A 22,612-nucleotide genomic window follows, 5' to 3' on the forward strand; every position below is an offset into this window, starting at 1 on the left:
AAAAAAAACAAAACAACAATTCACGTAATAATGTCATAAAAACCGACAAAAAAGAATGTATTATTTCAATTAAGATATAACGCTTTCCCAACATATATCATATTAGGATTAGTGATCCCATTCAACTTCACTAATTCGGAAACCGTTGTACCATATTTAGTCGCAATCGCCCACAACGTATCCCCTGCTTTCACTGTATATTCAGTCGCTTCAACTCCACTCAATTCACCTGGCATTTGTAATACTTCCCCGACATAAATCACATTAGGATTACTAATATCATTCAATTTCACTAATTCAGAAACCGTTGTACCATATTTAGCCGCAATCGCCCACAACGTATCCCCTGCTTTCACTGTATATTCAGTCGCTTCAACTCCACTCGATTCACCTGAAATTTGTAATACTTCCCCGACATAAATCACATTAGGATTACTAATATCATTCAATTTCACTAATTCAGAAACCGTCGTACCGTATTTATTCGCAATCCCCCACAACGTATCCCCTGCTTTCACTGTATATTCAGTCGCTTCAACTCCACTCGATTCACCTGGCATTTGTAATACTTCTCCGACATAAATCACATTAGGATTACTAATATCATTCAACTTTACCAATTCAGAAACCGTCGTACCGTATTTATTCGCAATCGCCCACAACGTATCCCCTGCTTTCACCACATAATCAACCGTCGTCTGTGGTTGAGACGGAATCTCAGGTTTTGAAACCTCAACTGAAGATAAGAAAATACCATCCGTAAAATAATCTAAATCAACTGAATTCGTTTCAATCCCATTAACTTCTCCTGCATCACTATATTGAAAACCAACCCAGTTGGACCATTTTCCATTATCCTGTGGCTCAGATCCCCCGTAATCTGCTACCCATAGTGGATAGCTGGCTATCTCATCATTCCAAATGTTAATCGCATTATAACTATCACTATATACGACGACCTCTTTCCCACTCAAAGCTTCAACCTCTTGAATAAACGCTAATCCAACCTCATTAATCTCCTCATTATTCAACAATCCAAACGACTCAAAATCCATCGCTAACCGGCAATCATATGAATAATCTTCAACAAGTGACACAAAAAAAGACGCCTGATTCTTTGCTTCCTCCACACTCATCGCTGTCACATAATGATAAAAACCAACTTTTAACCCTGCTTCATTCGCCTTCTTGGCATTTGCCTCAAACTGCTGATCCACATAATCAAAACCCTCACTACTTCGAATATACACCACCTCAACCCCAGATTCCTTAACTGCCTCAAAATCAATATCACCTTGCCACTCACTCACATCAATTCCATTATATTTCAAATCACTAGACGGAGACAAAGCTAATGCCTTTATATCAGAGCCTAAGATAACACTCACCATCACCACAATAGATACCATCCACTTTTTCAACTAAAAACACTCCTTTCAATGATTAAATAGATACTATAACTTATGACAACAACAAAAAAACGGTCCTGCTTACGCAGAACCGCTATCTTAAATAACGCATTTAAATGTTTGTTGAGTGACCGCTAACTGTTCTCTTGCCAAGAAATTAACCATCTTCACATCATTTATTAACTCATGTAATTGAATATATGATAAGAAATATTTTTTTCCCCAAGCGCGCACTGCCGTAAACAACTCGTGACCATAATAATTTAAATCAAGCTCAGGCACAATATAAAAGGACATCAAATCCAAATACTTATACTTCACGCTTCCGGGAACCGAATACGTCTCCTTAATTTCAACTAAAGCCATTCCCTTAATCTCGTTATCAACCTCTAATAAAATATAATCTCGATAACGAGTTTTAATATTTTCCTCAATCCATTCCTCATCCATACTTTTTCCTTGATAATTCGTTGGTTGTAAACTGTGACGATGACGATTTAAGGCAAAATGCAGATTATGTAAAGTTTCTACATCTTCAAGCGTTGCCATTCTAATATTCATATTTCATTCCTCCTACTTCATTCAAGGTATTACTAACCTATGAACGATAAGTAATCAAATATGAACGAATCGACAAAAGCTCTTAAATAAACTGTCCCTCTTTCAAAATAAAAATCCAAATAAACATCGTGAGGACCGAAAACATCGAGCCAAACACAACAAGTTGTCCTGCCAAATCTGCATCGCCATCCATTTGCTTCGCCATACTAAACGACGAAACCGCCGGAGGAGATCCAAAAATCGCAAGTAAGATTGCTAAACTCGTCCCTTTAAGATCAAACATAATCGCCAGGGGTAAAAAGATAACAGGTGCTAACACCAATTTTCCAAGTAATCCAATGCACAAGTTTCTTAAATTGCCTCGAACGCTCGAAAACGTAAATGATGCTCCTAAAATAACGAGTGCCAATGGCGTTGTCACCTTTGATAAATCGCTAATTGTTTTCTCAATAGCCGATGTTAACTTAATGCCTATAGCCAAAAATAACAGACCGAGTAGCGACCCGATAATTAATGGATTCGTGACAATTCCTCTTAGAATTTTCCTCACATGGATGCGACTTCCACGAAATGTTTCGAGGGTGATGACCGCTAAAATATTAAATAACGGCACAATAACTGCAACTAATAAAGCAGCTGCTCCTGTCGATTCAGCCCCACATAAAGAGGTAGCAATTGGAATCCCAAAAATCACAAAATTACTTCGAAAAATAGCCTGAATCAAAACACCACGCTTAGGATTTTCTTTCTCAATTAAACAAATAATGCCCCAAGTGATTAAGAAAATAAGTATCACACTGAAAATCGCAAACAACATGAGTTTTAAATTAAAAACTCCTGCGATGTCTGTTTGATACACATTAATAAATAATAACAATGGTAAAAATACTTTGAAAACTACCGTATTCATTCCATTAATCGTATGTGTGTCCCAAATCTTTAAAACCTTTAATACATATCCTAGTACAATCATTAAAAACAGTGGTAGCACTACGTTTAATGATAAAATTAAATTCTCCATACGTCTCCCCTACAAACTCCCTTTAGTTTGAGTACTCTCCTTTTAATGTGAAGCAATCTAAAATATGACCGTCCATCGCACGATAAAGCTCGTTCATATAAAATCCTGGTTTCAAATCAAGTAATGTATCTAATGCATAAACATGTGTCTCATAAAGATGAGGGGCATTGGGTGGAGCCATTCCTCCATAGTAACTAGAGGCTTCAATACTTTGATTATCTCCTTGAATGCTAATCCAACTATTGACACCTTGAATAAAATCAGTAGCTGTTTGAGATTCACCTGCTAATAACTCATCGCGCGTTAAGTTAGCGACTAACCAATGAATCCATGAAAAACCACAAACTGGAACTGCGTCTTTATCTTCCATCACAATGGCAAAAGACTTCGTACCTTGTGGTGCATCTTCAATTTTTAACGGTAACGAATATAAAGGCATCTCATTCTCATTAAATTGAGTCCCTTTTGCTCCATACTCATCGGCAATGATTCCATCAATAATACCTGTACTTGTCACTTTCATTTAATCATCTCCTTTTAAATACATTATAACGTTTTCCACATCAAAAAAATAGGGAGATTCCCAATCATTGTATTAGGATTCTCTCTATTTTTATCTGAACACCCACTTTTTATGCGATTAAACTAAAGGACGAACATAACGCTCGTCCTTTTTTATCTTAAAGTTGTTTGATACCCCGTATAAATCATGCCCACTAACAAAATAAGACAGGCTAAAATAATTAAATATGTCATCCGATCCGGGCGATATGCACGCTGTTCTTTGACTGCCTTTTTCACACGATTTTGTTCTAAAAATAGGCCTACCATATTTAAAAAGATATACGGTAAAATAAACAAAACTAATTGACCTGCTTCTACTGTATTGTTACTAATATTGAAAGCTAATTGAGTCACGATTGTTGCAATCACCATAATCATAATCGAACTGACAAATACAAGGACAATCCACATCCCAACTCGTGCTTCTTCTTGTTCAGATGGCTCTACGAATATCTCTTGACGATATTTAACATTAATCAATAAAATTCCACCGATAAATTGAATCATAAAGACAACGATTAACAACATAAAAAGCCAAGAAATCTCTAACTGCATCAAACTTAGGATGATATAAATCAAACTGTAACTAAGCGTCGTAAAGAGACAATAAAACTCAGTGATATACGCCATTTTTTTTAAACTTGAATCATGATAATGAACTCGTTTATCGTATCCGGCCACTAAGGTATAATCACCTGTTTTAATGCCATGTGTAAACACAAAATAAATGCTAGTTGCCATCATTAAAAAAGTTAACAAGATGATGAGAATACCAGAAACTTCATACCTTGGACTAAGTACAACAAAGACGAAATAACCAATCAAAGAAAACAGCTGTGTTAAGTACATCCACTTCATAGGCTTTAAATTTAACTCAACGGGTTCTTCTTTAATATCTGACTTTATGCCCATTAATCCATCTAAATCTGTTTCAAAGATAGCCGCTAACTTCATCAACATCTCAAGATCAGGCTGCGTCATACCTCGCTCCCAATTTGAAATGGCCTGCCTCGTCACACATAGTTGGTTTGCCAACTCTTCTTGAGACATTCCCCTACGTTTTCTTAATGTTGCAATCTGAGTTCCTAACTGATGATGCTCCATTTCTCCATCTCCTCTTTGTCTCTATCTGATGATATCTTACTAAATTCTACATCAGTATGCTACTTTTTATGCGCTGCAGTCACGCAATAATCTGTTGCCTCTCTCCTTTGTGCATTTAATAAAGTGTCAGGCTTTAAAAGTGGATGATCCCACTAAGCCCACCCCATCAAATGAAGATGGCTAATATAACAATCTTCGATTGTTCTTCTTAGCATGGGGGCTGCACCCCTTTTCCTAGGAAATATTTTGAGATATTTTGTTGGTGTGATGTTGAAAAACAGTGGATGAAAAAGAGAAATTGTCATAGTTAGATAAAATATGTTAGTTAGTTATGAGTTTTGATTTAATGTGTCTTTTTGACTGTTTTTATTGTAGATAAAAATAAAAGACAAATCGATGTGATTTGCCTTTTTAAAAGAAATGAGACCCTATATTTAGAATCAAATAAAATAAACTATATGCACTAATTAAACCAATCAAAAGCCTTCGTGATAATCCACTATCCATCCGAATCAACCCCTCATCATTTCATTATACGGATAAATTAAACGGAATATGTCAAAATTATAGATTAACTTAATAAAATGACGTTATTTTTTAAACAAGATGATTTAAAGGTCCACGACCATGCCCTAAATCAAGATTAGCCTTTAACGCTTTAGTAATATACAACTTCGCATTTTTTACACTCGTTTGAACATCATAGCCTAATGCTAAATTACTCGTAATCGCAGAAGAAAGTGTACATCCCGTTCCATGTGTATTAGGATTTTCAATCTGCTCTCCTAAAAACCATGTCACTTCTCCATCAACGTACAATAAATCATCTGCACAATCATCCAAATGACCACCTTTAATTAAGATATGTCCTTTATAAAAGGATGCAATCTTTTTAGCGGCTAAAACCATTTCTTCTTTTGACTGAATGTTAAATCCACATAAACACTCAGCTTCTTGTAAATTTGGCGTAATCATTGTAGCCAGTGGCATCAATTTTTTAATTAAGACGCTCATTGCTTCTTCATTTAATAAGCGACTTCCACTCGTAGAAACCATCACAGGATCAAGAACAATAGAAACAGCTGGATACTCCATTAACTTTTCGACAATTGCTTCAATAATAACTGAAGATGAAACCATTCCAATCTTTACACTATCCGGTACAATATCCGTAAAAATAGCATCCAATTGAGCACGTACCATCTCAGGGCTCACTTCTTCAACCATTGTAACTCCTAATGTATTTTGCGCTGTTAATGCCGTAATCGCACTCATTCCATAAACACCGTGTGCGCAAAACGTCTTTAAATCCGCTTGAATTCCAGCACCTCCACTACAATCTGATCCCGCAATACTTAACACTTTTTTCATAATACCCAATCCCTTTTTAAGTTTTTTGCAGCTTGCGTTATATCATCTGACGCTAAAATAGCTGATACGACTGCGACTCCACAAATTCCGCTACCAGTTAACTCGTCCACATTATCTTCATCAATTCCCCCAATCGCAACGACTGGAAGATTCACAGCCTCGCAAATTTCTTTTAATACCTGTAGGGGAACATGTTTCGCATCCTTTTTGGTGTCAGTAGAAAATACAGCACCAACACCTAAGTAATCCGCACCTTGTCTTTTGGCAATTTGAGCTTGTTCAACAGTTTGAACTGATACTCCAAGTATTTTTTCTTCACCTACTAACTTTCTAACTTCATCCGCAGGTAAATCATCTTGGCCAATATGGATTCCATCTGCATCAGACTGAATCGCCACCCAAACGTTATCGTTAATCATAAAAGGAACTTTATACGTTGTAGTCAATTCCTTTAACTCTAAAGCTTTTAATAAAAACTCTTCATCGCTTAAATTCTTTTCTCTTAATTGAACCATGGTCACACCACCTTTAAGTCCTGCTTCAACTTGTTCAACTAATGATTGATCTTTAGTCCAATGTCGGTCAGTCACTAAATATAGACTTAAATCTTGCTTATTTAGTTTCAATCTTCATTCCTCCTTCAAGAATGGTTTCATTTAATGTGCTCATTGCATCAATTAAATGCATTTTAAAACTTGAAGTTCCTTCACATTTGGTTGCTGCGATTTCTCCACATAATCCCATTGCACAAATTGCAGTAACTGTTGCCTCTATTACCTGATTTGGATTAGCTCCACAATATGCTCCAATCACCGCAGTTAACATACAGCCTGCCCCTGTAATTTTAGACATTAACGGATGCCCATTTCGAATCATAAAAACTTGGTTTATATCTACTACTAAATCAATAACACCACTGATGGCAATCACAGCACCTGTTTTTTCACTTAATGTTCTCGCCATTTCGATTACTGAATCTATGTTTTTATCAGTGACTAAATCGGCTGCACTAGCATCTACCCCAAGTGTCTGACCTGTTCCAGCCGCTAACGTCTTAATCTCAGAAATATTCCCACGAATAACTGAGAACTTCACCTCTTTAATCAATCGTTCGACTGTTTCAGTCCGAAGTGTCGATGCTCCAGCCCCAACTGGATCTAAAATAACCGGATGATTTAATTGATTTGCTTTTTTACCAGCCGTAATCATTGCCTCAATTGTACGCGAATTTAAAGTTCCAATATTAATGACAAGACTTTGACAGATCGTCGTAATCTCTTCAACTTCAGTCATTTCATCTGCCATGATTGGAGATCCACCACAAGCTAAAATAATATTGGCACAGTCATTAACGGTCACATAATTCGTGATATTGTGTACAAGTGGTGTTTGGTTTTGAACATTCTTTACGATTTTTTTTAACATTAAAATTCCCCCCATCATCAAAAAAGGGATGGACCATAGGCCCATCCCTTACATCAAAACGATATACGTTAAAATTCCAGTACATTCCCTACGTTGGCATTATCCAAATCAGGTTATAGGTCGACGCTCCATTTCGCATCCTCTCAGCCGGCTTGGGCCAGCTCCCTTTCCATATTTAATTATACTTAACTTTATCATACGACTTAAACTCCGTCAACAACATAACTCTAAAAATCAAAATGAGCATCAGGTTCAGTCCAATGGTGACTAAAACGAACATACTATCCTTTGGCTCCGACGAATAAAATACAAGATATAAAAGAGGGAGTTGCAACACATATAAAGGAAGTGAAAGTTGCTTCACTAACTTAAATACCTTTGATTTGAATTGAACCTTCATCAACACGACCATAATGCCTAGTACACTAGCAATCGGTAATAAAAAGTTCCAACTAATAGAAAGCAACAATAAAATCCCACAAATTAAACTCAGATTTAATAAATGCTTTCTTAATATCATAAATACAACTTTTTGATAACGTGCAACCCACATCCCAACCATAACAAAGATCCCTGGCCACCCAGCTAACAAACCAAATAGACTCAAAATTTTTATATTTTGTGTGAATCCCATTAATAAATAAAACACAAACAACGTCACAATCAAAGACGCCTGACTTCCATCTAAAAACTGTCCCATTATCGTATGCTGTAAGATTTTAAACAACGAAACTTCCTCACCAAGATAAACCTGAACCAATCCCATTAAAACGTTACCTGATACAAACATCAAAAACAAGCGTATTGCCCTTTGAAATATTCTCTTTTTAATCAATCGATTTGCTTGAATTGAAAAATTCCTAAATTCTACCCCCACCAAAAACAAATAAACAGCTAAAGCGCCAGTTCCTAGGGTTTGAAGAAACTGAAGTATTAAATCAGGATGGCTCACTCGTTCAATCACTTGGTGAAACAAAATTAAAATCAGACAGACGCCTTGAATACATTCAATATTCGATTTATTTAAAAATGCATAGCTTCCGCGGCCATAAAAATATGATTTATATGCCAAAAGCACTGGCATCAAAAATGCTACAAACATAACTAAAATCGTTGAGCTACTTATATTTAGAACCATAATCCACCTCTTTTCTCACATTATATAACGAACAAAAATTATTGTAAAAACAATCTATCCGACAAAAATTATTCAAAACAAAAACCATGTCGAGCGACATGGTTTTATTTTAATGTTGATAATATTAGTTATCCTTTAGGGTTATGCCTTGGTTTAGCGTCACTCTCAGCCTTTTATTTAATCCAGCTTCGAGCGACAATCTTTCTATAAAGTCTCCTAATGCTACTAAACTCATAAACCGAGTTTTGAGCATTAGCTACGACTTTTACGCAAGATTACCCGTCACTCTCAGCTTTTTATTTAATCCAGCTTCGAGCGACAATCTTTCTATAAAGTCTCCTAATGCTACTAAACTCATAAACCGAGTTTTGAGCATTAGCTACGACTTTTACGCAAGATTACCCGTCACTCTCAGCCTTTTATTTACCTGATGATCCGAGTGCTCCTGTTCCGCGTTCTGATTCGATTTTTAATAAGTCTTCGTAGCTGATTTCTTCAATCGCCATTTTCGGAACTTCAACCATCATACACTGTGCAATTGCTTTTTCATATGGATAAACGATGCAATCTTCAAAGTTTTGTGCGACACTTTCCTTTGCGATCACTAGACGTTTATTATTATGATTCGTCATCGGAACGAACCATTCTCCACGGTATCCAGAATCTACCACTCCGCAGCGCTGTCCGATTCCTTTTGTTCCTGTTGAGCCGCGTTCTTTTAAAATTGCCACATAATCTGTTGAGAATGCTGATGCTAATCCTGTTGGGACTAACTTCGTTTCATGCGGTTCAAACGTGATAAAATCTTCTTCAAAGCACGCATACACATCAAACGCACCGTCTTCTAGGCGTTTTGATGGAATGATTGCGGATGGTTTTACCTTCGCAAAATTAATTTTTAACATGTAAATTCACTCCTAAAAATCTTCTAGCAAGCACACTTGCCCCTTTTCCAATGACTGTGCAACATTAATAATGCGTTGGTTGCTACTACCACGGAACCTAAGTTTTAAATTTTTCAACTCTTGAATAAATGGACCATCGACTAAAACATCGCAATACATAAGGATTGCCTTTGTTTTAGGATGTGCCATAATTTCCTCAAATGTATATCCTGAATAAATCCAAATATTTTGATTTGTTTCAGATTTTATACGTTGAATTAAATGCAACAAATCATTATCGCGCACCTGATCCATCGGCTCTCCGCCTAAAATCGTCACACCCGCTACATTTGGATTTTTTAAATGCTTAATAAAATCATCCTCAACTTCTTTCGTCCAAGCATGACCATACTTAAAATGTTGATAATCTCTATTAAAACATCCCGGACAACCATGAGTACACCCTGATACAAATAAACTCGAACGAATCCCTACACCGTTAGCTGTATCAAACTTTCGAATCTGTGCATAGTTCATTCAATTCACCACTTTTCAACAAAATTTAATCTGTTATTAGTGTATCACAATATTCATTATACTAATAATTATGTACTCTTAAAAGGGGATGCCTTCAAAAGACATCCCCTCTCATTATTATTCTTCACAAATTAACTCAAATATTTCTTCTTTTGAACTAGCATTTAATAATTTTTCTCTAAAGTCCTCGTGAATGAGTTTTCGCGAAAGAGCGGCTAGTGCCTGAAGATGTAAATCGGCTTCATGTCCTTCAATGGCTAGCATAAAGATTAAATGAACCTTTTCTCCATCAATCGCATCATAATCGATTCCCTGTTTCGATACTCCTATCCCAATGCAACACTGCTTCACATACTTTGATTTCGCATGAGGAATTCCGATTCCAAATCCAATGCCTGTATTTCCTTCAGATTCACGTTTATATAAATCTTTTTTAAATTTTTTAACGTTTTTAATATAACCATTTTGATTTAATTGTGTTGCCATCTCTTCAAATAATTCATCTTTTGTTTGAGCCTGTAAATCCAAATTAATGTTCTCTAACTTAATTAACTCTGCTAGCATCGCTTTTCTCCACCCCTATTATTTTTTTAACAATCGTTGACGATATCCTCCATAGATAATAGCTCCCACTAATGAACCAATAAAAATAGCTAATACCCATTGGAAAGCACCTGTTACGACTGGTAAAACTAAGAATCCACCATGAGGAGCTGGAACTTGTACTTTCATTAAATAAGTTAAAACAGCTGAGATAGCAGAACCAAACATTAACATTGGAATCACACGTAATGGATCTTTGGCTGCAAACGGAATGGCACCTTCTGTAATATGAGTAAATCCTAGAATATAGTTAACGAGTCCAGCTGCTCTTTCTTCTTCATCAAATGCATTTTTAAATAAGGTTGTTGCTAAAGCAATCACAAGTGGTGGTGTAATACAAGCAGCCGAAACACCCGCCATAAAGTAATAATTTCCTTGGGCTAAAAGCATGGTTCCTGTTACATAAGCCGCTTTATTAACAGGTCCTCCAAAGTCAAAAGCACACATACATCCAATTACAATTCCTAAAAGAATGGCATTACTATCTTGAAGATCTGCCAACCAACTCATAACAGCATTATTAATTGCTGCGACTGGTTCCCCTAAGAAAAGCATTAACATTCCCGTTAACAATACCCCAATAATCGGTAAAATAAAAATGGATTTTAAGCCTTCAAATTGGCGTGGAAGACCTTTTAATAAATGGATTAAACCAAGAACTAAATACCCAGCAAAAAACCCAGCCACGATTCCTCCAATGAATCCGGCACCCGTATCATTTGCAATCATCCCACCAACAAACCCAGCAATTAACCCTGGGCGCCCAGAAATTGAAGACGCAATATACGCTGTAAAGACTGGCACAATAAATCCAAACGCAACGCCCCCAATTTGTTTTAGCATCGCCGCGAACTGGTTATACGTTTCATGAGTTGGATCCGCAGAATGGATTCCCCACAAGAATGAAATAGCAATTAAAACACCACCTGCTACAACAAGTGGTAGCATATGAGAAACCCCGTTCATCAAATGTTTATAAATACTGTGTCCAACGCCTTGCTTTGCAACAGGTTCTTCTTTACTTGAATGAGTTGGTTTACTTCCACCTTTAATCGGAGCAGTTTCCGCTAAAATTTGTTCAACTAAATATTTCGCTTTATGAACTCCATCTTTTACAGATACTTCGATGACACGTTTTCCAACAAAACGATCAACTCTCGCATCCTTATCACAAGCAATAATAACGCCAACTGCTTCTTCGATATCTTGAGGTGTTAACTCATTTTCAACGCCAACTGCTCCATTTGTTTCAACCTTAATTTCTACTCCTAATTCTTTTGCTGCCTTTTTCAACGCTTCTTCCGCCATATAAGTATGCGCAATTCCCGTTGGACATCCTGTAACAGCTACAATTTTCTTCATACACGTACCCCTCCGTATTTTAGATTTATATTTTAATAGAGACTCCTTTTCACAACGATTAAACTTTGTGAGATTATCTCTAAGTAATGCCTTGACTCAGTAAAACGAATTTTTCCCCACTAGAGGAGAATAGCTAAGAGCCTTTTGGCTACTTAGCATGGGGGCCCGCCCCATTAAAGGATGATAACTAAGAGCCTTTCGGCTACTTAGCATGGGGGCCCGCCCCATTAAAGGATGATAGCTAAGAGCCTTTCGGCTACTTAGCATGGGGGCCCCACTAGTATCTGCGTAACATTTATTTCTTTCATGTAAGCTTTATATTCATTAAAATCACCTAGTCCGTAAGACTGTGCAACATTCGCTCCTACGGCCGATCCTTTTTTCAAAGCAAGCTCAACATTCGTCTTCCACTCACTCAAAAACGCCGCCAAACAGGCATCTCCTGCACACGCCGAGCTCACAAGTTTTACCGGTTTTGCTTCACAGAAATACATTTTTTCACCATTGAAAAAATACATCCCCCTCTCACCAAGCGTCAGTAAAATATTTTGAGCCCCTTCTTGGTATAAAAACGTCAAAGCTTCTTTTATATCGTTTTCCGTCTCAAGCGTTAATCCAAAAATATCTGCTAACTCTTCATCATTTGGCTTAATCAACTTAGGTCGATACTTCAGTAAATCTTTTAACTTCTTAGAACTGATATCGAGTACGACCTCAATATCTTGAGCCTGACAAAACTTTATAATCTCATCATAATAACTTTCATCAATACTTGGTGGTAAACTACCACTAATCACAAGCGTCTCGCAATCTATTGCATATCTAAGTTCCTCTAACAACTCCTGTTGGACACCCAAATTAATAAAAGGCCCCTTATTCACAAACTTATACTCTCCATCAGGCACTGTAATAAACGTATTAATTCTTGTATTTTCTTCAATCCAACACGGTCGAACTACAATCTCTCTTTTCTTTAATTCATCCACAATATAACGTCCTGTAAACCCTCCGAAGAAACCTAAAACAGTACTATCAATGCCAAAATACTTTAAAGTCAAACTGACATTAATGCCTTTTCCATTCGGTGAATATACAATATCAGATGTGCGATTCACTTTATTTAAATCCGATGTCTGCGATAAAAAATTCATATCAATAGCTGGATTCGCAGTCAATGTATAGAGCATCATTCATCCCCCTTTTTTTAAATCTTACCTTCTCTCTTACACTTTCATTGTACGCCAAACTCTCACGAAAATGTTTTCTTTATTTAGCGCTTACAAACTTAAATCTTTCTGATATAACCACGCTTTTTAGATTTTCAATATTTTCAAAAAAATAGCTACCTCTTCGAGATAGCTATTTCTTAATAATCCTTATTTCTCTAATAATTAGAGATTGTGCTTCATATCGCCCCACTAAAGGAGGATAGCTAAGAGCCTAACGGCTACTTACCGCGGGGGCACACCCCACCAAAGGAGAATAGCTAAGAGCCTAGCGGCTACTTAACGCGGGGGCACACCCCACCAAAGGAGAATAGCTAAGAGCCTAGCGGCTACTTAACGCGGGGGCCTGCCCCAACAATTGAGGATTTCTAAGAGCTCTTTTCATTCGCTACTTAGGTTGGGGTCCCCATATTCAATTAAATAATCTATGATGACTCGCGAGATGACTTGGAGTGGGATTCTTGAGGTGACCTCGAATTCTTTAATTGAAATATCGCGATGCTTCTCTCCAACAATCATGATATCTGCTAATGAATTTAGGGTACTATTTTTTTCACAACAACATCCTACTACCTTGACGCCATTTTCTTTAGCATTTTTAACAGCGTCTATAATCGATTCTGTTTCTCCCCTTAATGAAAAAACGATCACTAATTCATTATACTTAATGTTCTTAGCCAGCTTCACCATAATATTTGGGTCATTAATTAAAAAAGCATTATATCCCATTAACTTAATTTTTGCATCAAATTCCTGTGCTACTAATTCACTTAATCCACGCGCAAATAGATAAATACGTTTCGCTCGATCAATGGAATTCACAACTTCTACTATATCTCGTAACGAAATGTTTTCAATCGTTCGGCTAACTTCAATCAACGATTTTTCTAAAATTCGGTTCACGCCTTGATAAGCCATGATTTCTGTATCTTGCTTATTTTGATTTAATAACCGATATCTTAATTCAGTAAATCCATTCATCCCAATTTTTCGAATCGTACGACTCACCGTCGCAGGTGAAGTAAAGGTTAAATCTGCAATATCGACAATGGACATATTCATTAGCTTTGATTCATTGTCATTTAGAAAATCAACAATAATTTTTTCACTTGTCGTCAATTTTTCTTCTACCTCTTTTACTAGTTCAATTAACACCGAAATCGCCCCCTAGTCAAATATATGCTTAACGTTTACAAATTATAAAAGTAGGAATGATATTTAATCGTTCGAACGAATATATTGATAATAACTAGATATGAAACGAGGTGTTTATTATTAATTGGCGAAATGTAAATTCAGTTAAAGAATTGAAAACTCTTGGAAGCTTTAAAGAAGTTAAAGAATGTATTAGATTGGATACTAAACAAAAAATTACTGCCCGTGGTTGGGATGATCTTTTCAAAAAAATAAAAGAAATCACCACACCATCAGAGCAATACTTTATCTCTCCGTCAATCGAATACATTTTCTACTTAGTTGAACTAGATGGCGAAATACGAATGAACAAGCTAAATATTACAAGTAAACTATTTAAAGACAAAAAAGAAGCTAAATCATGGCGAGATAAAATCTCAAAACTGATCCATCCAGACGTATGCCCTCATGCAAAATCTAGTGAGGCTATGATGAAACTCAATGAACTTTATCAACAAATGACAGGAAGGGAGTAATTCATATTAGTAATGATCTGATTCCTTATAAAACAGGAAAGGACTTAAACTATAACGAGCCTGAACTATCAGATAAAGTCACCCCTAAAATGAAAACAGAAATCTCAAATGCTTGGAAAAATAGTGTCCTAATAGATGGAAAAGGATGGATATGGGTTAAAAAGGAAAAGCTACATAGCATTTTAAGAACAACAAAGGATAACATCAACTTTATTGTGATGAAAATGCCTGATGAATACAAACGAACTTATGATGGTAAACTTTACATCAGAGGATTTAAAGTTATGGAGCAAATTATTAAATCTGAAGAAGAAAATGGAACTGGAACTAAGGGAATTAACCTTCAAGCCTCTAAACAATATTACGAACAAATACACATGTGTGATACCGTTAAAATGTTACGGCTTGATTATGATAACCAGCTGAAAAGCGATCGCTCCAAACTTAAGAAAAAACGTCGTAGTACCTATAAAATTACGCACGACGAGCTAACTGGTGAAAAACTAAAAACAAATTATGAATTTTCTCATATTCGTAGTTATTCTATGTTTCGAGAAATTGCCAACAATATTGATAACGGTCTACTCGTTAACAAGGACATCCATCGCCAAATTACTGAGCGGGGAATTAATAACGAAGATCAACTATTAAAATTCTGTGAAGAGCACGGCTACAAAACCGACTGGTATCTTCCCTATAAAAAACTATTTCCATAAAAAAAATGGCGAGGACTTACGTCCACGCCATTTTTTTTATTAACTTTTCAAAAACGTTTGATTTCGCCTTTTTTTACTCAATCTAGCTTCCTCATGCATCCTGGCTATCAAATTCGATAAATCTCTTTGAACAAAAACGTTCAATTGGCTTTCTCTTCATTTGTACGCCAGGATAACCGCATGATTCAGCCTTTTATATTCAATCCAGCTTCCTCAAACAGAAGCCCTATAAAGTTTCTTTCCCCTAGATGACTAAAAAACAGCCATCTGTGAAAGTTCACTTTTACGGGCTTCTAAGCGTTTGATTCAGCCTTTTATATTCAATCTATCTTCATCAAACAGAAGCTCTATAAAGTTTCTTTCCCTAGATGACTAGAAAACTGTCATCTGTGAAAGTTCACTTTTACGGGCTTCTAAGCGTTTGATTCAGCCTTTTATATTAAAGATGCATAACACGACATTTAATTTCCGCTGTTTTCCCTTTATTCCAGAAATTGTCTCCCAAATAACCACAGGTACGACGAATAACATTCATCTTCGCTTGATCCTTATTATGGCAATTCGGACATTCCCATGATAAGTCATCATTTAACGTAATTTCACCTTCAAAGTGACAAACATGACAGCAGTCAGACTTCGTGTTAAATTCAGCGTATTGAATATTATGATAAATATAATTTACTAATTGTTTTAATGCTTCTAAATTGTGTTGCATATTTGGAATCTCAATGTATGAAATGCATCCACCTGTTGAAATCGGTTGGAATTGAGATTCAAATTGTAACTTACTGAACGCATCGATTTCCTCACGAACATCGACATGATAAGAATTTGTATAATATCCTTTATCAGTAATATCCTCGATTTGACCAAATTTCTGTAAATCAATTTTTGCAAAACGATAGCACAATGATTCAGCCGGAGAACCGTATAATCCAAATCCAAGACCTGTTTCAGCCTTCCACTTCTTCGTTGTCTCTTCTAATCGTTTCATTACCTTAAGTGCAAACGCCTCACCTTTAGGATCAACGTGAGAAACACCTGTCATTAACTTCGTCACTTCATATAACCCGATATATCCGAGTGAAATGGTTGAATATCCATCCATTAATAACTTATCAATCGTCTCACCTTGTGGTAAACGAGCAATGGCTCCATATTGCCAATGAATTGGAGATTCATCTGCTAACGTTCCTTTTAAGGCATTGTGACGGCACATAAGTGCTTCAAAACATAAGTCTAAACGATTATCTAGTAAATCCCAGAACTTCTCTTCATCTCCTGCCGCTACAATTCCGATTTGCGGTAAATTTAAGCTGACAACCCCTTGGTTGAAACGTCCTTCAAATTTATACTCACCATTTTCATCTTTCCATGGTGATAAGAAACTTCTACACAAACGAGGGTATATTTCTATACTGGTTACTCGCTCTGACTATATCTTCGCTCAGGACTCCCACATCCGTCTACGCGCCCTGCACTTCCAGTAGGTGCATCCCCTACTGTACTCTACTCGCTTCTTCACTCAATCACGTTGAGCTATGCTTTCGATAGTCGATTGACTTTCTATATAATCTTCATAATATTTAAAATAATAACCCCTATAATCTGATTTTGTTCTTCCTCTACATCGGTTACTTACCATCCCTAGTGTTGTCACATTAAAATGATTTTTTAGCTCCAATAAAGTATCAAATATTGACACCTCGTTTGTGAGCTTAGATATTGCAACACATTTTCTAGCAGATGGAGTTTCTTTACCTCTTTTTCCAAACATTCCATTTCTTGAACCTCTTAAACCGCCGTTCCTTCTCATCGGATTTTTATCTCCGATTTTACTCAGTCTAATCTTCTCTGAAATGGCAGTTTTATTAGGATGACTAGATAATGTATCGCCGCCGCATTTCCCTTTACTTGATTTTGTATTGTATCCCTTATTTACAGCATCAAAATAATTAATCCAATACAGTTCCTTTTCATCAAGTTCTTCTTGAGTTACAGCAACATCAATTTGCTCAATACAAAATTTATCTGGCCCATATTTCCTTATTGCCCTATAAAATTTTGTATCATGCTCATCCTTTTGATATCCAATATGACGACTAAATCTCTTTTCAAGAGTTTCACTTGTTTGGCCAATATAAATTTTTTGATTTGAAGTACAAGTTATTTTATATATTATGATTTTTATCACTCCATTTTGATGGAGATTATATAGCTTAGCACTGGATTACCATATGCCATAGCACTTAGGCTTCCCAGTTAGCACACTCTCAAACAGTCATTTCCTACTGTTCCAAATAAAATTGTAGAATGCACACCTGTTACGCACATAACAGTTCACAAGGTTTTACATGAGCCGAGAATTGACCCATTGGGCTAAATACATTTCCTTCATAAATCTTACGCATTTCTTTAGCAGAAATATAATCCGGATATAAACGTTTAGAACTACATTCAACCGCTAACTCCGTAATATAATCATACTTACCACCCTCTAAACAGTTATGCTCATGTAACACATAAACTAATTTAGGGAACGTTGGCGTCGTATAAATACCTTTTTCATTCTTAATTCCTTGAATACGTTGTTTCAAGATTTCCTCGATAATTAAAGCAACCTCTTCAGCATACTCATCATCTTCATTTAAATTTAAAAATAATGTAACAAATGGGCTCTGCATTACCCTCCGCCTTATTTCTAAGGGGACTGACTATCTCTTCATCCGGTCTGGATGGGTGGCGCTTCGGAAAAAGGACTTTCACCTTTAACCTACTCCCATTACGGGATAGTCGATACACCTTTCCTTGATCAAATAACATCACCTTTATTTAATCTAGCTTTCCCATATATTACAACTATAAAATTAGATTAACCCAATATGAGTAAAAAACACTCATACCGGCTTTCTCTTCATTTTTACGTCGCAATATTCGCATGGTTCAACTTTTTAGGACTTGGCACGATATTGGCATATTACTCTATAACTTTAAAATAAACTCCTCTATAACAACACTCTGTTTTACCCTTCATACATCGACATAAACTTCCATTAGATTTTCCATTTTTAGAAACTGAAATTTCTGCAAGTTTCATTGAGTCAAAAACCTCACCGGTATTTAAATTAATTATTTTTTTCACCTTTCTTTTTGAAGGTTTTTCTGGCTCGATAATATTATTATTCTCATCTAACCATCTAAAAACCAATCCCCCTGTACTCCCTCGTGTACCTCGACATACAGCGGAAATATGTGAAAAATTTAAATCAAGTATTTTAGAACACTCCATTGCAGACTCATAAATCTGATTATTAGTTAAACAAATAATTGGTTTAGAAGTAGGACTCAACTTTCCCGTCTTTCCATACGCATGATTCAACACACCTTTTTGAGACTCACCAATTTTACGTTTAGTTTCTTCTGAATGAGACCCTATAGAATCTCCTCCACCTTTAACATTGTATCCCCATCCACCTTCAATTAAAGAATTATATTTTTGAATATAACCTAATTCTTTTTGATTTAATTCTTCAACAGAACTAGCTATATCTATTAATTCTTTATCAAAGTTATCCCATCCATATTTTTTAATAGCTCTAGCAATAGGATAATCTTTAGTATGTTTAAAGTTTGGTGAGTTTTTATGAGCTAATAATCTTTTATTTAAATCTTTTAACGTTTGACCTATATAAACTTTATTATTTAATTTATTGGTAAGTTTATAGATATACATTTGAATATTCCTTAATGAGTTATTATAGAGTAACTTAGCGTTCATCGTTAGCATTTCTATACGAAACACACCCTACATTTGTAGGTTCACCACCTGTTCATCTTATTATTCCTAATAAGCGCGGCCAATTTTAACCGTTTGTTGTCATTAATGTATTAATTTGGTATTGAATTGTTTGTACTCCAGATGCGAGTTCTTTTTTCATTAAAGCCTCTACCGTTTGGTCAAGCTCTACTTGTGATGAGATACACTCTTTTAACATATTATAATACTTCATCTTACTACGGCGCAGATACTTACCTAGATGGCGAATATCAATTGACTGTCCACCATATTGACTGCTTGCTACTTGAGCAATAATCTGAGTCATTACTGTACAAGCGACTTGGAATGACTTAGGACTTTCAATCATACGCTTATTAATTACAGTTCCGTTATCTAACATATCTTTGATATCGATTAAACAGCAGTTAAAAATAGATTGCATGAAATAATCCATATCATGGAAATGAAGAACTCCCTCATCGTGAGCTTGAACGATACGAGCCGGCAACTTCTTACGACGTGTAATATCTTTTGAAACTTCCCCTGCAATTAAATCACGTTGAGTTGAGGCCATCATTGGATTCTTATTCGAATTCTCATTCATAACCTCTTCGTTATCTAATTCAATTAAACTTAAAATACTATCATCCGTTGTATTTGTTTCGCGCTTAAATTGTTGAATCGCACGGTAACCTTCATATGCCTTAGCTGTTAACTCATGTCCATTTTCAATTAACTTTAAATAGACAAACGTTTCAATCTGAAAAATCGTTGGAGTGGTATTTAATGTATCAAAAATTAAATTAATTTCATGGGCAATCTTCTGTGCTAATTCTTCATCAACTACCCCGCTTCCAAACTTCATTGCTTTTAAAATGGCTTGATAAATTTTATTTTCATCAAACACTACATGACTTCCATCGCGCTTAATTACCTCACGCATTAGACCATCTCCTATACCATTAGACATAAAAATCTCCATCCCTTCGTTTGTCCAATATGCTCGAAAAAAACAAAAAGATGAAGATTTAATATCTCATATAATACTAGAAAAAAACAGATTATTCAAGCAAGATGTTTATGTAAATTCAGGACATTATTTTCATTAAATTTGAAAACATTTACTCCTTTACTTTTAAGAAATTCATGTTATAGAGCTAAAACAAATAGCTTAAATTTTATGTTTTTTTAATCTAGCTTCAAGTGGCAACATCCTGGCAAATTCTCGATAGTCACTTGTGCCTATGCCACTACGGACTCTCATCAAATTTCAGCGGATGTTAATCGCCTCTTTCAGCCTTTTTTTTGTAATCTAGCTTCAAGTGGCAACATCCTGGCAAATTCTCGATAGTCACTTGTGCCTATGCCACTACGGACTCTCATCAAATTTCAGCGGATGTTAATCGCCTCTTTCAGCCTTTTTTGTATAATCTAGCTTCCACAACCTAACGCTTGAGAAAAATCGAAAGCAACTTAGGTTTCACACATCGAAACCCTATTTACTTTCTTGCATTTTTTCAAGCATCAAAACGGTTGTCTCAGCTTTTTTTGTAATCCAGCTTCAAGTGGCAACATCCTGGCAAATTCTCGATAGTTACTTGTGCCTATGCCACTACGGACTCTCATCAAATTTCAGCGGATGTTAATCGCCTCTTTCAGCCTTTTTTGTATAATCTAGCTTCCACAACCTAACGCTTGAGAAAAATCGAAAGCAACTTAGGTTTCACACATCGAAACCCTATTTACTTTCTTGCATTTTTTCAAGCATCAAAACGGTTGTCTCAGCTTTTTTTGTAATCCAGCTTCAAGTGGCAACATCCTGGCAAATTCTCGATAGTCACTTGTGCCTATGCCACTACGGACTCTCATCAAATTTCAGCGGATGTTAATCGCCTCTTTCAGCCTTTTTTGTAATCTAGCTTCAAGTGGCAACATCCTGGCAAATTCTCGATAGTCACTTGTGCCTATGCCACTACGGACTCTCATCAAATTTCAGCGGATGTTAATCGCCTCTTTCAGCCTTTTTTGTATAATCTAGCTTCCACAACCTGACGCTTGAGAAAAATCGAAAGCAACTTAGGTTTCACACATCGAAACCCTATTTACTTTCTTGCATTTTTTCAAGCATCAAAACGGTTGTCTCAGCTTTTTTTGTTAAACGGATAAACTGGGATGAAAGTTGCTACTAAAATAAATACTACTCCAACCATAGCCAGTCCGATATATCCTATATTAAAAACGGCTGGATATTGTTCAGACACGCGAAATAGTGTTAATTTTCCTAAATTCATGATTTCAAAGAAACCTTGATTGGCTAACCATCCATAACTTATTGAAAATAAGAAAGCTCCAACTAGTCCACCTAGAATGGCACTGATTGCTTTTTTAAATCCACCGGTCATCGCACCTGCAACACAAGTTCCAGGACACGTTCCAACTGATCCAAATCCAAGCCCAAAAATTAAACCACCGATTACAACGCCTAAATGAAGTGGCTTAACACTTAAATGAGAAACATCAAACCATCCGAATCCATAAAAAATAGATAATAAAACACTCGCCAATCCAATTGCAAACACAATAATTTTCATCAAAGTTAAATTTTGAAAACTCAACATTGAAATTAGATTATCCATATTAGCTGCTCCCACTTTATATAACGCAAATCCAAAAAATCCACCTAATAAAATAGCTAAGACAATCATCATCTTACAGGCTCTCCTTTCTTTGACGTAATCGAGTCACAATCAGTGCTGTCGGTATGGCAACCACAAATACTGAAGCCGCAAAAGCATAACCACTCACACTTCCTTGCATCATCCCACTCATCATATGACCACTCGTACAACCGCCTGCCATACGCGCTCCATATAACAATAAGATTCCACCAATAAACGGTAGCACATAAGTACGCCATACATTTTGCTTCACTGAACAAGAAGCGTCCTTTTTAATCTCACGACGTTTTGAATCTAATCGATAACCTATATATCCTCCCACCGGAATCGCTAATACAAACACAAAATTATAGTTCCAGGGATGTTGAATTTCCTCTGCAATCTTCCCATTGTCCTTTTGATAGTATGCATTTTCCTCTAAGGCGTCAGGATTAATCGCGGTATGAATGATTCCACTTAGTACACTAAACTGAGTTGAAACCCCGACTGGCTTTACCAACCAAATCGCTAAGAAAAACGATAAAGCTAAAATTATAGCTGCCTTCATCCATTTTGGCATCTTCAT

At 36.1% G+C, this 22,612-nt stretch carries 24 protein-coding genes and 1 riboswitch; of the genes, 2 read left to right on the plus strand and 22 right to left on the minus strand.

The genetic code is table 11. The features are described 5' to 3' along the window. Positions 1 to 65: 65 nt before the first annotated feature. The 15 genes from HLK68_RS02080 to HLK68_RS02150 form a co-directional block, all read right to left on the minus strand. A complete protein-coding gene (locus tag HLK68_RS02080) occupies positions 66 to 1,421 on the minus strand; it encodes a LysM peptidoglycan-binding domain-containing protein (protein WP_132942829.1) in 1,356 nt (451 codons plus the stop codon). 87 nt (positions 1,422 to 1,508) lie between these two features. Beyond that, entirely contained in the window at positions 1,509 to 1,970 is a 462-nt protein-coding gene (locus tag HLK68_RS02085) for a hypothetical protein (RefSeq protein ID WP_006785859.1), read from the minus strand. A gap of 82 nt (positions 1,971 to 2,052) precedes the next feature. Beyond that, the gene (locus HLK68_RS02090) at positions 2,053 to 2,991 is read right to left on the minus strand and encodes an AEC family transporter (protein WP_132942828.1); all 939 of its coding nucleotides are present in this window, start codon (positions 2,989 to 2,991) and stop codon (positions 2,053 to 2,055) included. A 22-nt stretch (positions 2,992 to 3,013) separates the two neighbouring features. Continuing rightward, positions 3,014 to 3,514: a YbhB/YbcL family Raf kinase inhibitor-like protein gene (locus tag HLK68_RS02095; protein WP_006785857.1), complete on the minus strand. Its 501-nt coding sequence runs from the start codon at positions 3,512 to 3,514 to the stop codon at positions 3,014 to 3,016. A gap of 152 nt (positions 3,515 to 3,666) precedes the next feature. Next, on the minus strand, positions 3,667 to 4,659 hold the full coding sequence (locus HLK68_RS02100; protein WP_132942827.1) for a helix-turn-helix domain-containing protein: 993 nt from the start codon (positions 4,657 to 4,659) through the stop codon (positions 3,667 to 3,669). A gap of 597 nt (positions 4,660 to 5,256) precedes the next feature. After that, positions 5,257 to 6,030 (minus strand): bifunctional hydroxymethylpyrimidine kinase/phosphomethylpyrimidine kinase, encoded by a 774-nt coding sequence (gene thiD, locus HLK68_RS02105; protein WP_132942826.1) that lies wholly within the window; start codon positions 6,028 to 6,030, stop codon positions 5,257 to 5,259. Next, the gene (thiE, locus tag HLK68_RS02110; protein WP_132942825.1) at positions 6,027 to 6,656 is read right to left on the minus strand and encodes a thiamine phosphate synthase; all 630 of its coding nucleotides are present in this window, start codon (positions 6,654 to 6,656) and stop codon (positions 6,027 to 6,029) included. Before thiE ends, thiD begins: the two co-directional genes overlap by 4 nt. Further along, positions 6,643 to 7,455: a hydroxyethylthiazole kinase gene (gene thiM / locus HLK68_RS02115; protein WP_006785853.1), complete on the minus strand. Its 813-nt coding sequence runs from the start codon at positions 7,453 to 7,455 to the stop codon at positions 6,643 to 6,645. Before thiM ends, thiE begins: the two co-directional genes overlap by 14 nt. Positions 7,456 to 7,522: 67 nt before the next feature. Next, a riboswitch (TPP riboswitch) is annotated at positions 7,523 to 7,633 on the minus strand. Continuing rightward, positions 7,631 to 8,593 (minus strand): hypothetical protein, encoded by a 963-nt coding sequence (locus tag HLK68_RS02120; RefSeq protein ID WP_132942824.1) that lies wholly within the window; start codon positions 8,591 to 8,593, stop codon positions 7,631 to 7,633. Its footprint overlaps the riboswitch before it by 3 nt. A 419-nt stretch (positions 8,594 to 9,012) precedes the next feature. Continuing rightward, positions 9,013 to 9,498, minus strand: a complete 486-nt coding sequence (locus HLK68_RS02125; RefSeq protein ID WP_006785851.1) for a dUTP diphosphatase — start codon at positions 9,496 to 9,498, stop codon at positions 9,013 to 9,015. A 12-nt stretch (positions 9,499 to 9,510) separates the two neighbouring features. Continuing rightward, positions 9,511 to 10,014 (minus strand): anaerobic ribonucleoside-triphosphate reductase activating protein, encoded by a 504-nt coding sequence (nrdG, locus tag HLK68_RS02130; protein WP_132942823.1) that lies wholly within the window; start codon positions 10,012 to 10,014, stop codon positions 9,511 to 9,513. Positions 10,015 to 10,131: 117 nt separating this feature from the next. Beyond that, complete coding sequence (locus tag HLK68_RS02135; protein WP_082410054.1) at positions 10,132 to 10,578, minus strand: PTS sugar transporter subunit IIA; 447 nt, start codon at positions 10,576 to 10,578, stop codon at positions 10,132 to 10,134. An 18-nt stretch (positions 10,579 to 10,596) separates the two neighbouring features. Then, positions 10,597 to 11,979, minus strand: a complete 1,383-nt coding sequence (locus HLK68_RS02140; protein ID WP_006785848.1) for a PTS fructose transporter subunit IIC — start codon at positions 11,977 to 11,979, stop codon at positions 10,597 to 10,599. Positions 11,980 to 12,239: 260 nt separating this feature from the next. Further along, on the minus strand, positions 12,240 to 13,166 hold the full coding sequence (locus HLK68_RS02145; protein ID WP_170837659.1) for a 1-phosphofructokinase family hexose kinase: 927 nt from the start codon (positions 13,164 to 13,166) through the stop codon (positions 12,240 to 12,242). Between the two features lie 420 nt (positions 13,167 to 13,586). After that, the gene (locus HLK68_RS02150; protein WP_006785846.1) at positions 13,587 to 14,360 is read right to left on the minus strand and encodes a MurR/RpiR family transcriptional regulator; all 774 of its coding nucleotides are present in this window, start codon (positions 14,358 to 14,360) and stop codon (positions 13,587 to 13,589) included. Between the two features lie 110 nt (positions 14,361 to 14,470). Here HLK68_RS02150 and HLK68_RS02155 point away from each other — a divergent pair, with 110 nt between their 5' ends. Further along, entirely contained in the window at positions 14,471 to 14,875 is a 405-nt protein-coding gene (locus HLK68_RS02155; RefSeq protein ID WP_006785845.1) for a hypothetical protein, read from the plus strand. A gap of 89 nt (positions 14,876 to 14,964) precedes the next feature. Continuing rightward, positions 14,965 to 15,591, plus strand: a complete 627-nt coding sequence (locus tag HLK68_RS02160) for an HNH endonuclease (RefSeq protein ID WP_009606513.1) — start codon at positions 14,965 to 14,967, stop codon at positions 15,589 to 15,591. Positions 15,592 to 16,030: 439 nt separating this feature from the next. On the opposite strand, the gene nrdD (HLK68_RS02165) is transcribed toward HLK68_RS02160, so the two are convergent. The 7 genes from nrdD (HLK68_RS02165) to HLK68_RS02195 form a co-directional block, all read right to left on the minus strand. Continuing rightward, entirely contained in the window at positions 16,031 to 16,990 is a 960-nt protein-coding gene (gene nrdD / locus HLK68_RS02165) for an anaerobic ribonucleoside-triphosphate reductase (protein WP_006784258.1), read from the minus strand. Between the two features lie 126 nt (positions 16,991 to 17,116). Further along, on the minus strand, positions 17,117 to 17,785 hold the full coding sequence (locus HLK68_RS02170; protein WP_132942822.1) for a GIY-YIG nuclease family protein: 669 nt from the start codon (positions 17,783 to 17,785) through the stop codon (positions 17,117 to 17,119). A gap of 130 nt (positions 17,786 to 17,915) precedes the next feature. Beyond that, positions 17,916 to 18,275 (minus strand): anaerobic ribonucleoside-triphosphate reductase, encoded by a 360-nt coding sequence (nrdD, locus tag HLK68_RS02175; RefSeq protein ID WP_006784256.1) that lies wholly within the window; start codon positions 18,273 to 18,275, stop codon positions 17,916 to 17,918. A gap of 293 nt (positions 18,276 to 18,568) precedes the next feature. Continuing rightward, positions 18,569 to 19,369, minus strand: a complete 801-nt coding sequence (locus tag HLK68_RS02180) for a GIY-YIG nuclease family protein (RefSeq protein ID WP_157753420.1) — start codon at positions 19,367 to 19,369, stop codon at positions 18,569 to 18,571. A gap of 85 nt (positions 19,370 to 19,454) precedes the next feature. Continuing rightward, complete coding sequence (gene nrdD / locus HLK68_RS02185; RefSeq protein ID WP_006784254.1) at positions 19,455 to 20,312, minus strand: anaerobic ribonucleoside-triphosphate reductase; 858 nt, start codon at positions 20,310 to 20,312, stop codon at positions 19,455 to 19,457. Between the two features lie 1,198 nt (positions 20,313 to 21,510). Continuing rightward, complete coding sequence (locus HLK68_RS02190; protein ID WP_132942820.1) at positions 21,511 to 22,077, minus strand: YeeE/YedE thiosulfate transporter family protein; 567 nt, start codon at positions 22,075 to 22,077, stop codon at positions 21,511 to 21,513. A gap of 1 nt (position 22,078) precedes the next feature. Continuing rightward, complete coding sequence (locus HLK68_RS02195; protein WP_324249878.1) at positions 22,079 to 22,612, minus strand: YeeE/YedE thiosulfate transporter family protein; 534 nt, start codon at positions 22,610 to 22,612, stop codon at positions 22,079 to 22,081.

It is taken from the genome of Turicibacter sanguinis (genome assembly GCF_013046825.1).
GTDB lineage: Bacteria > Bacillota_I > Bacilli_A > MOL361 > Turicibacteraceae > Turicibacter > Turicibacter sanguinis.

Excerpts from the sequence above, each read along its gene's own strand:
- HLK68_RS02160 (WP_009606513.1), top strand. The coding sequence starts at position 14,965 with ATGAAAACAGAAATCTCAAATGCTTGGAAAAATAGTGTCCTAATAGAT.
- HLK68_RS02140 (WP_006785848.1), bottom strand. The coding sequence starts at position 11,979 with ATGAAGAAAATTGTAGCTGTTACAGGATGTCCAACGGGAATTGCGCAT.
- HLK68_RS02085 (WP_006785859.1), bottom strand. The coding sequence starts at position 1,970 with ATGAATATTAGAATGGCAACGCTTGAAGATGTAGAAACTTTACATAAT.
- HLK68_RS02095 (WP_006785857.1), bottom strand. The coding sequence starts at position 3,514 with ATGAAAGTGACAAGTACAGGTATTATTGATGGAATCATTGCCGATGAG.
- HLK68_RS02125 (WP_006785851.1), bottom strand. The coding sequence starts at position 9,498 with ATGTTAAAAATTAATTTTGCGAAGGTAAAACCATCCGCAATCATTCCA.
- nrdG (WP_132942823.1), bottom strand. The coding sequence starts at position 10,014 with ATGAACTATGCACAGATTCGAAAGTTTGATACAGCTAACGGTGTAGGG.
- nrdD (WP_006784256.1), bottom strand. The coding sequence starts at position 18,275 with ATGCAGAGCCCATTTGTTACATTATTTTTAAATTTAAATGAAGATGAT.
- HLK68_RS02135 (WP_082410054.1), bottom strand. The coding sequence starts at position 10,578 with ATGCTAGCAGAGTTAATTAAGTTAGAGAACATTAATTTGGATTTACAG.
- HLK68_RS02100 (WP_132942827.1), bottom strand. The coding sequence starts at position 4,659 with ATGGAGCATCATCAGTTAGGAACTCAGATTGCAACATTAAGAAAACGT.
- HLK68_RS02090 (WP_132942828.1), bottom strand. The coding sequence starts at position 2,991 with ATGGAGAATTTAATTTTATCATTAAACGTAGTGCTACCACTGTTTTTA.
- HLK68_RS02195 (WP_324249878.1), bottom strand. The coding sequence starts at position 22,612 with ATGAAGATGCCAAAATGGATGAAGGCAGCTATAATTTTAGCTTTATCG.
- thiM (WP_006785853.1), bottom strand. The coding sequence starts at position 7,455 with ATGTTAAAAAAAATCGTAAAGAATGTTCAAAACCAAACACCACTTGTA.
- nrdD (WP_006784254.1), bottom strand. The coding sequence starts at position 20,312 with ATGCGTGAGGTAATTAAGCGCGATGGAAGTCATGTAGTGTTTGATGAA.
- HLK68_RS02145 (WP_170837659.1), bottom strand. The coding sequence starts at position 13,166 with ATGCTCTATACATTGACTGCGAATCCAGCTATTGATATGAATTTTTTA.
- HLK68_RS02180 (WP_157753420.1), bottom strand. The coding sequence starts at position 19,369 with ATGAACGCTAAGTTACTCTATAATAACTCATTAAGGAATATTCAAATG.
- HLK68_RS02190 (WP_132942820.1), bottom strand. The coding sequence starts at position 22,077 with ATGATGATTGTCTTAGCTATTTTATTAGGTGGATTTTTTGGATTTGCG.
- thiD (WP_132942826.1), bottom strand. The coding sequence starts at position 6,030 with ATGAAAAAAGTGTTAAGTATTGCGGGATCAGATTGTAGTGGAGGTGCT.
- HLK68_RS02120 (WP_132942824.1), bottom strand. The coding sequence starts at position 8,593 with ATGGTTCTAAATATAAGTAGCTCAACGATTTTAGTTATGTTTGTAGCA.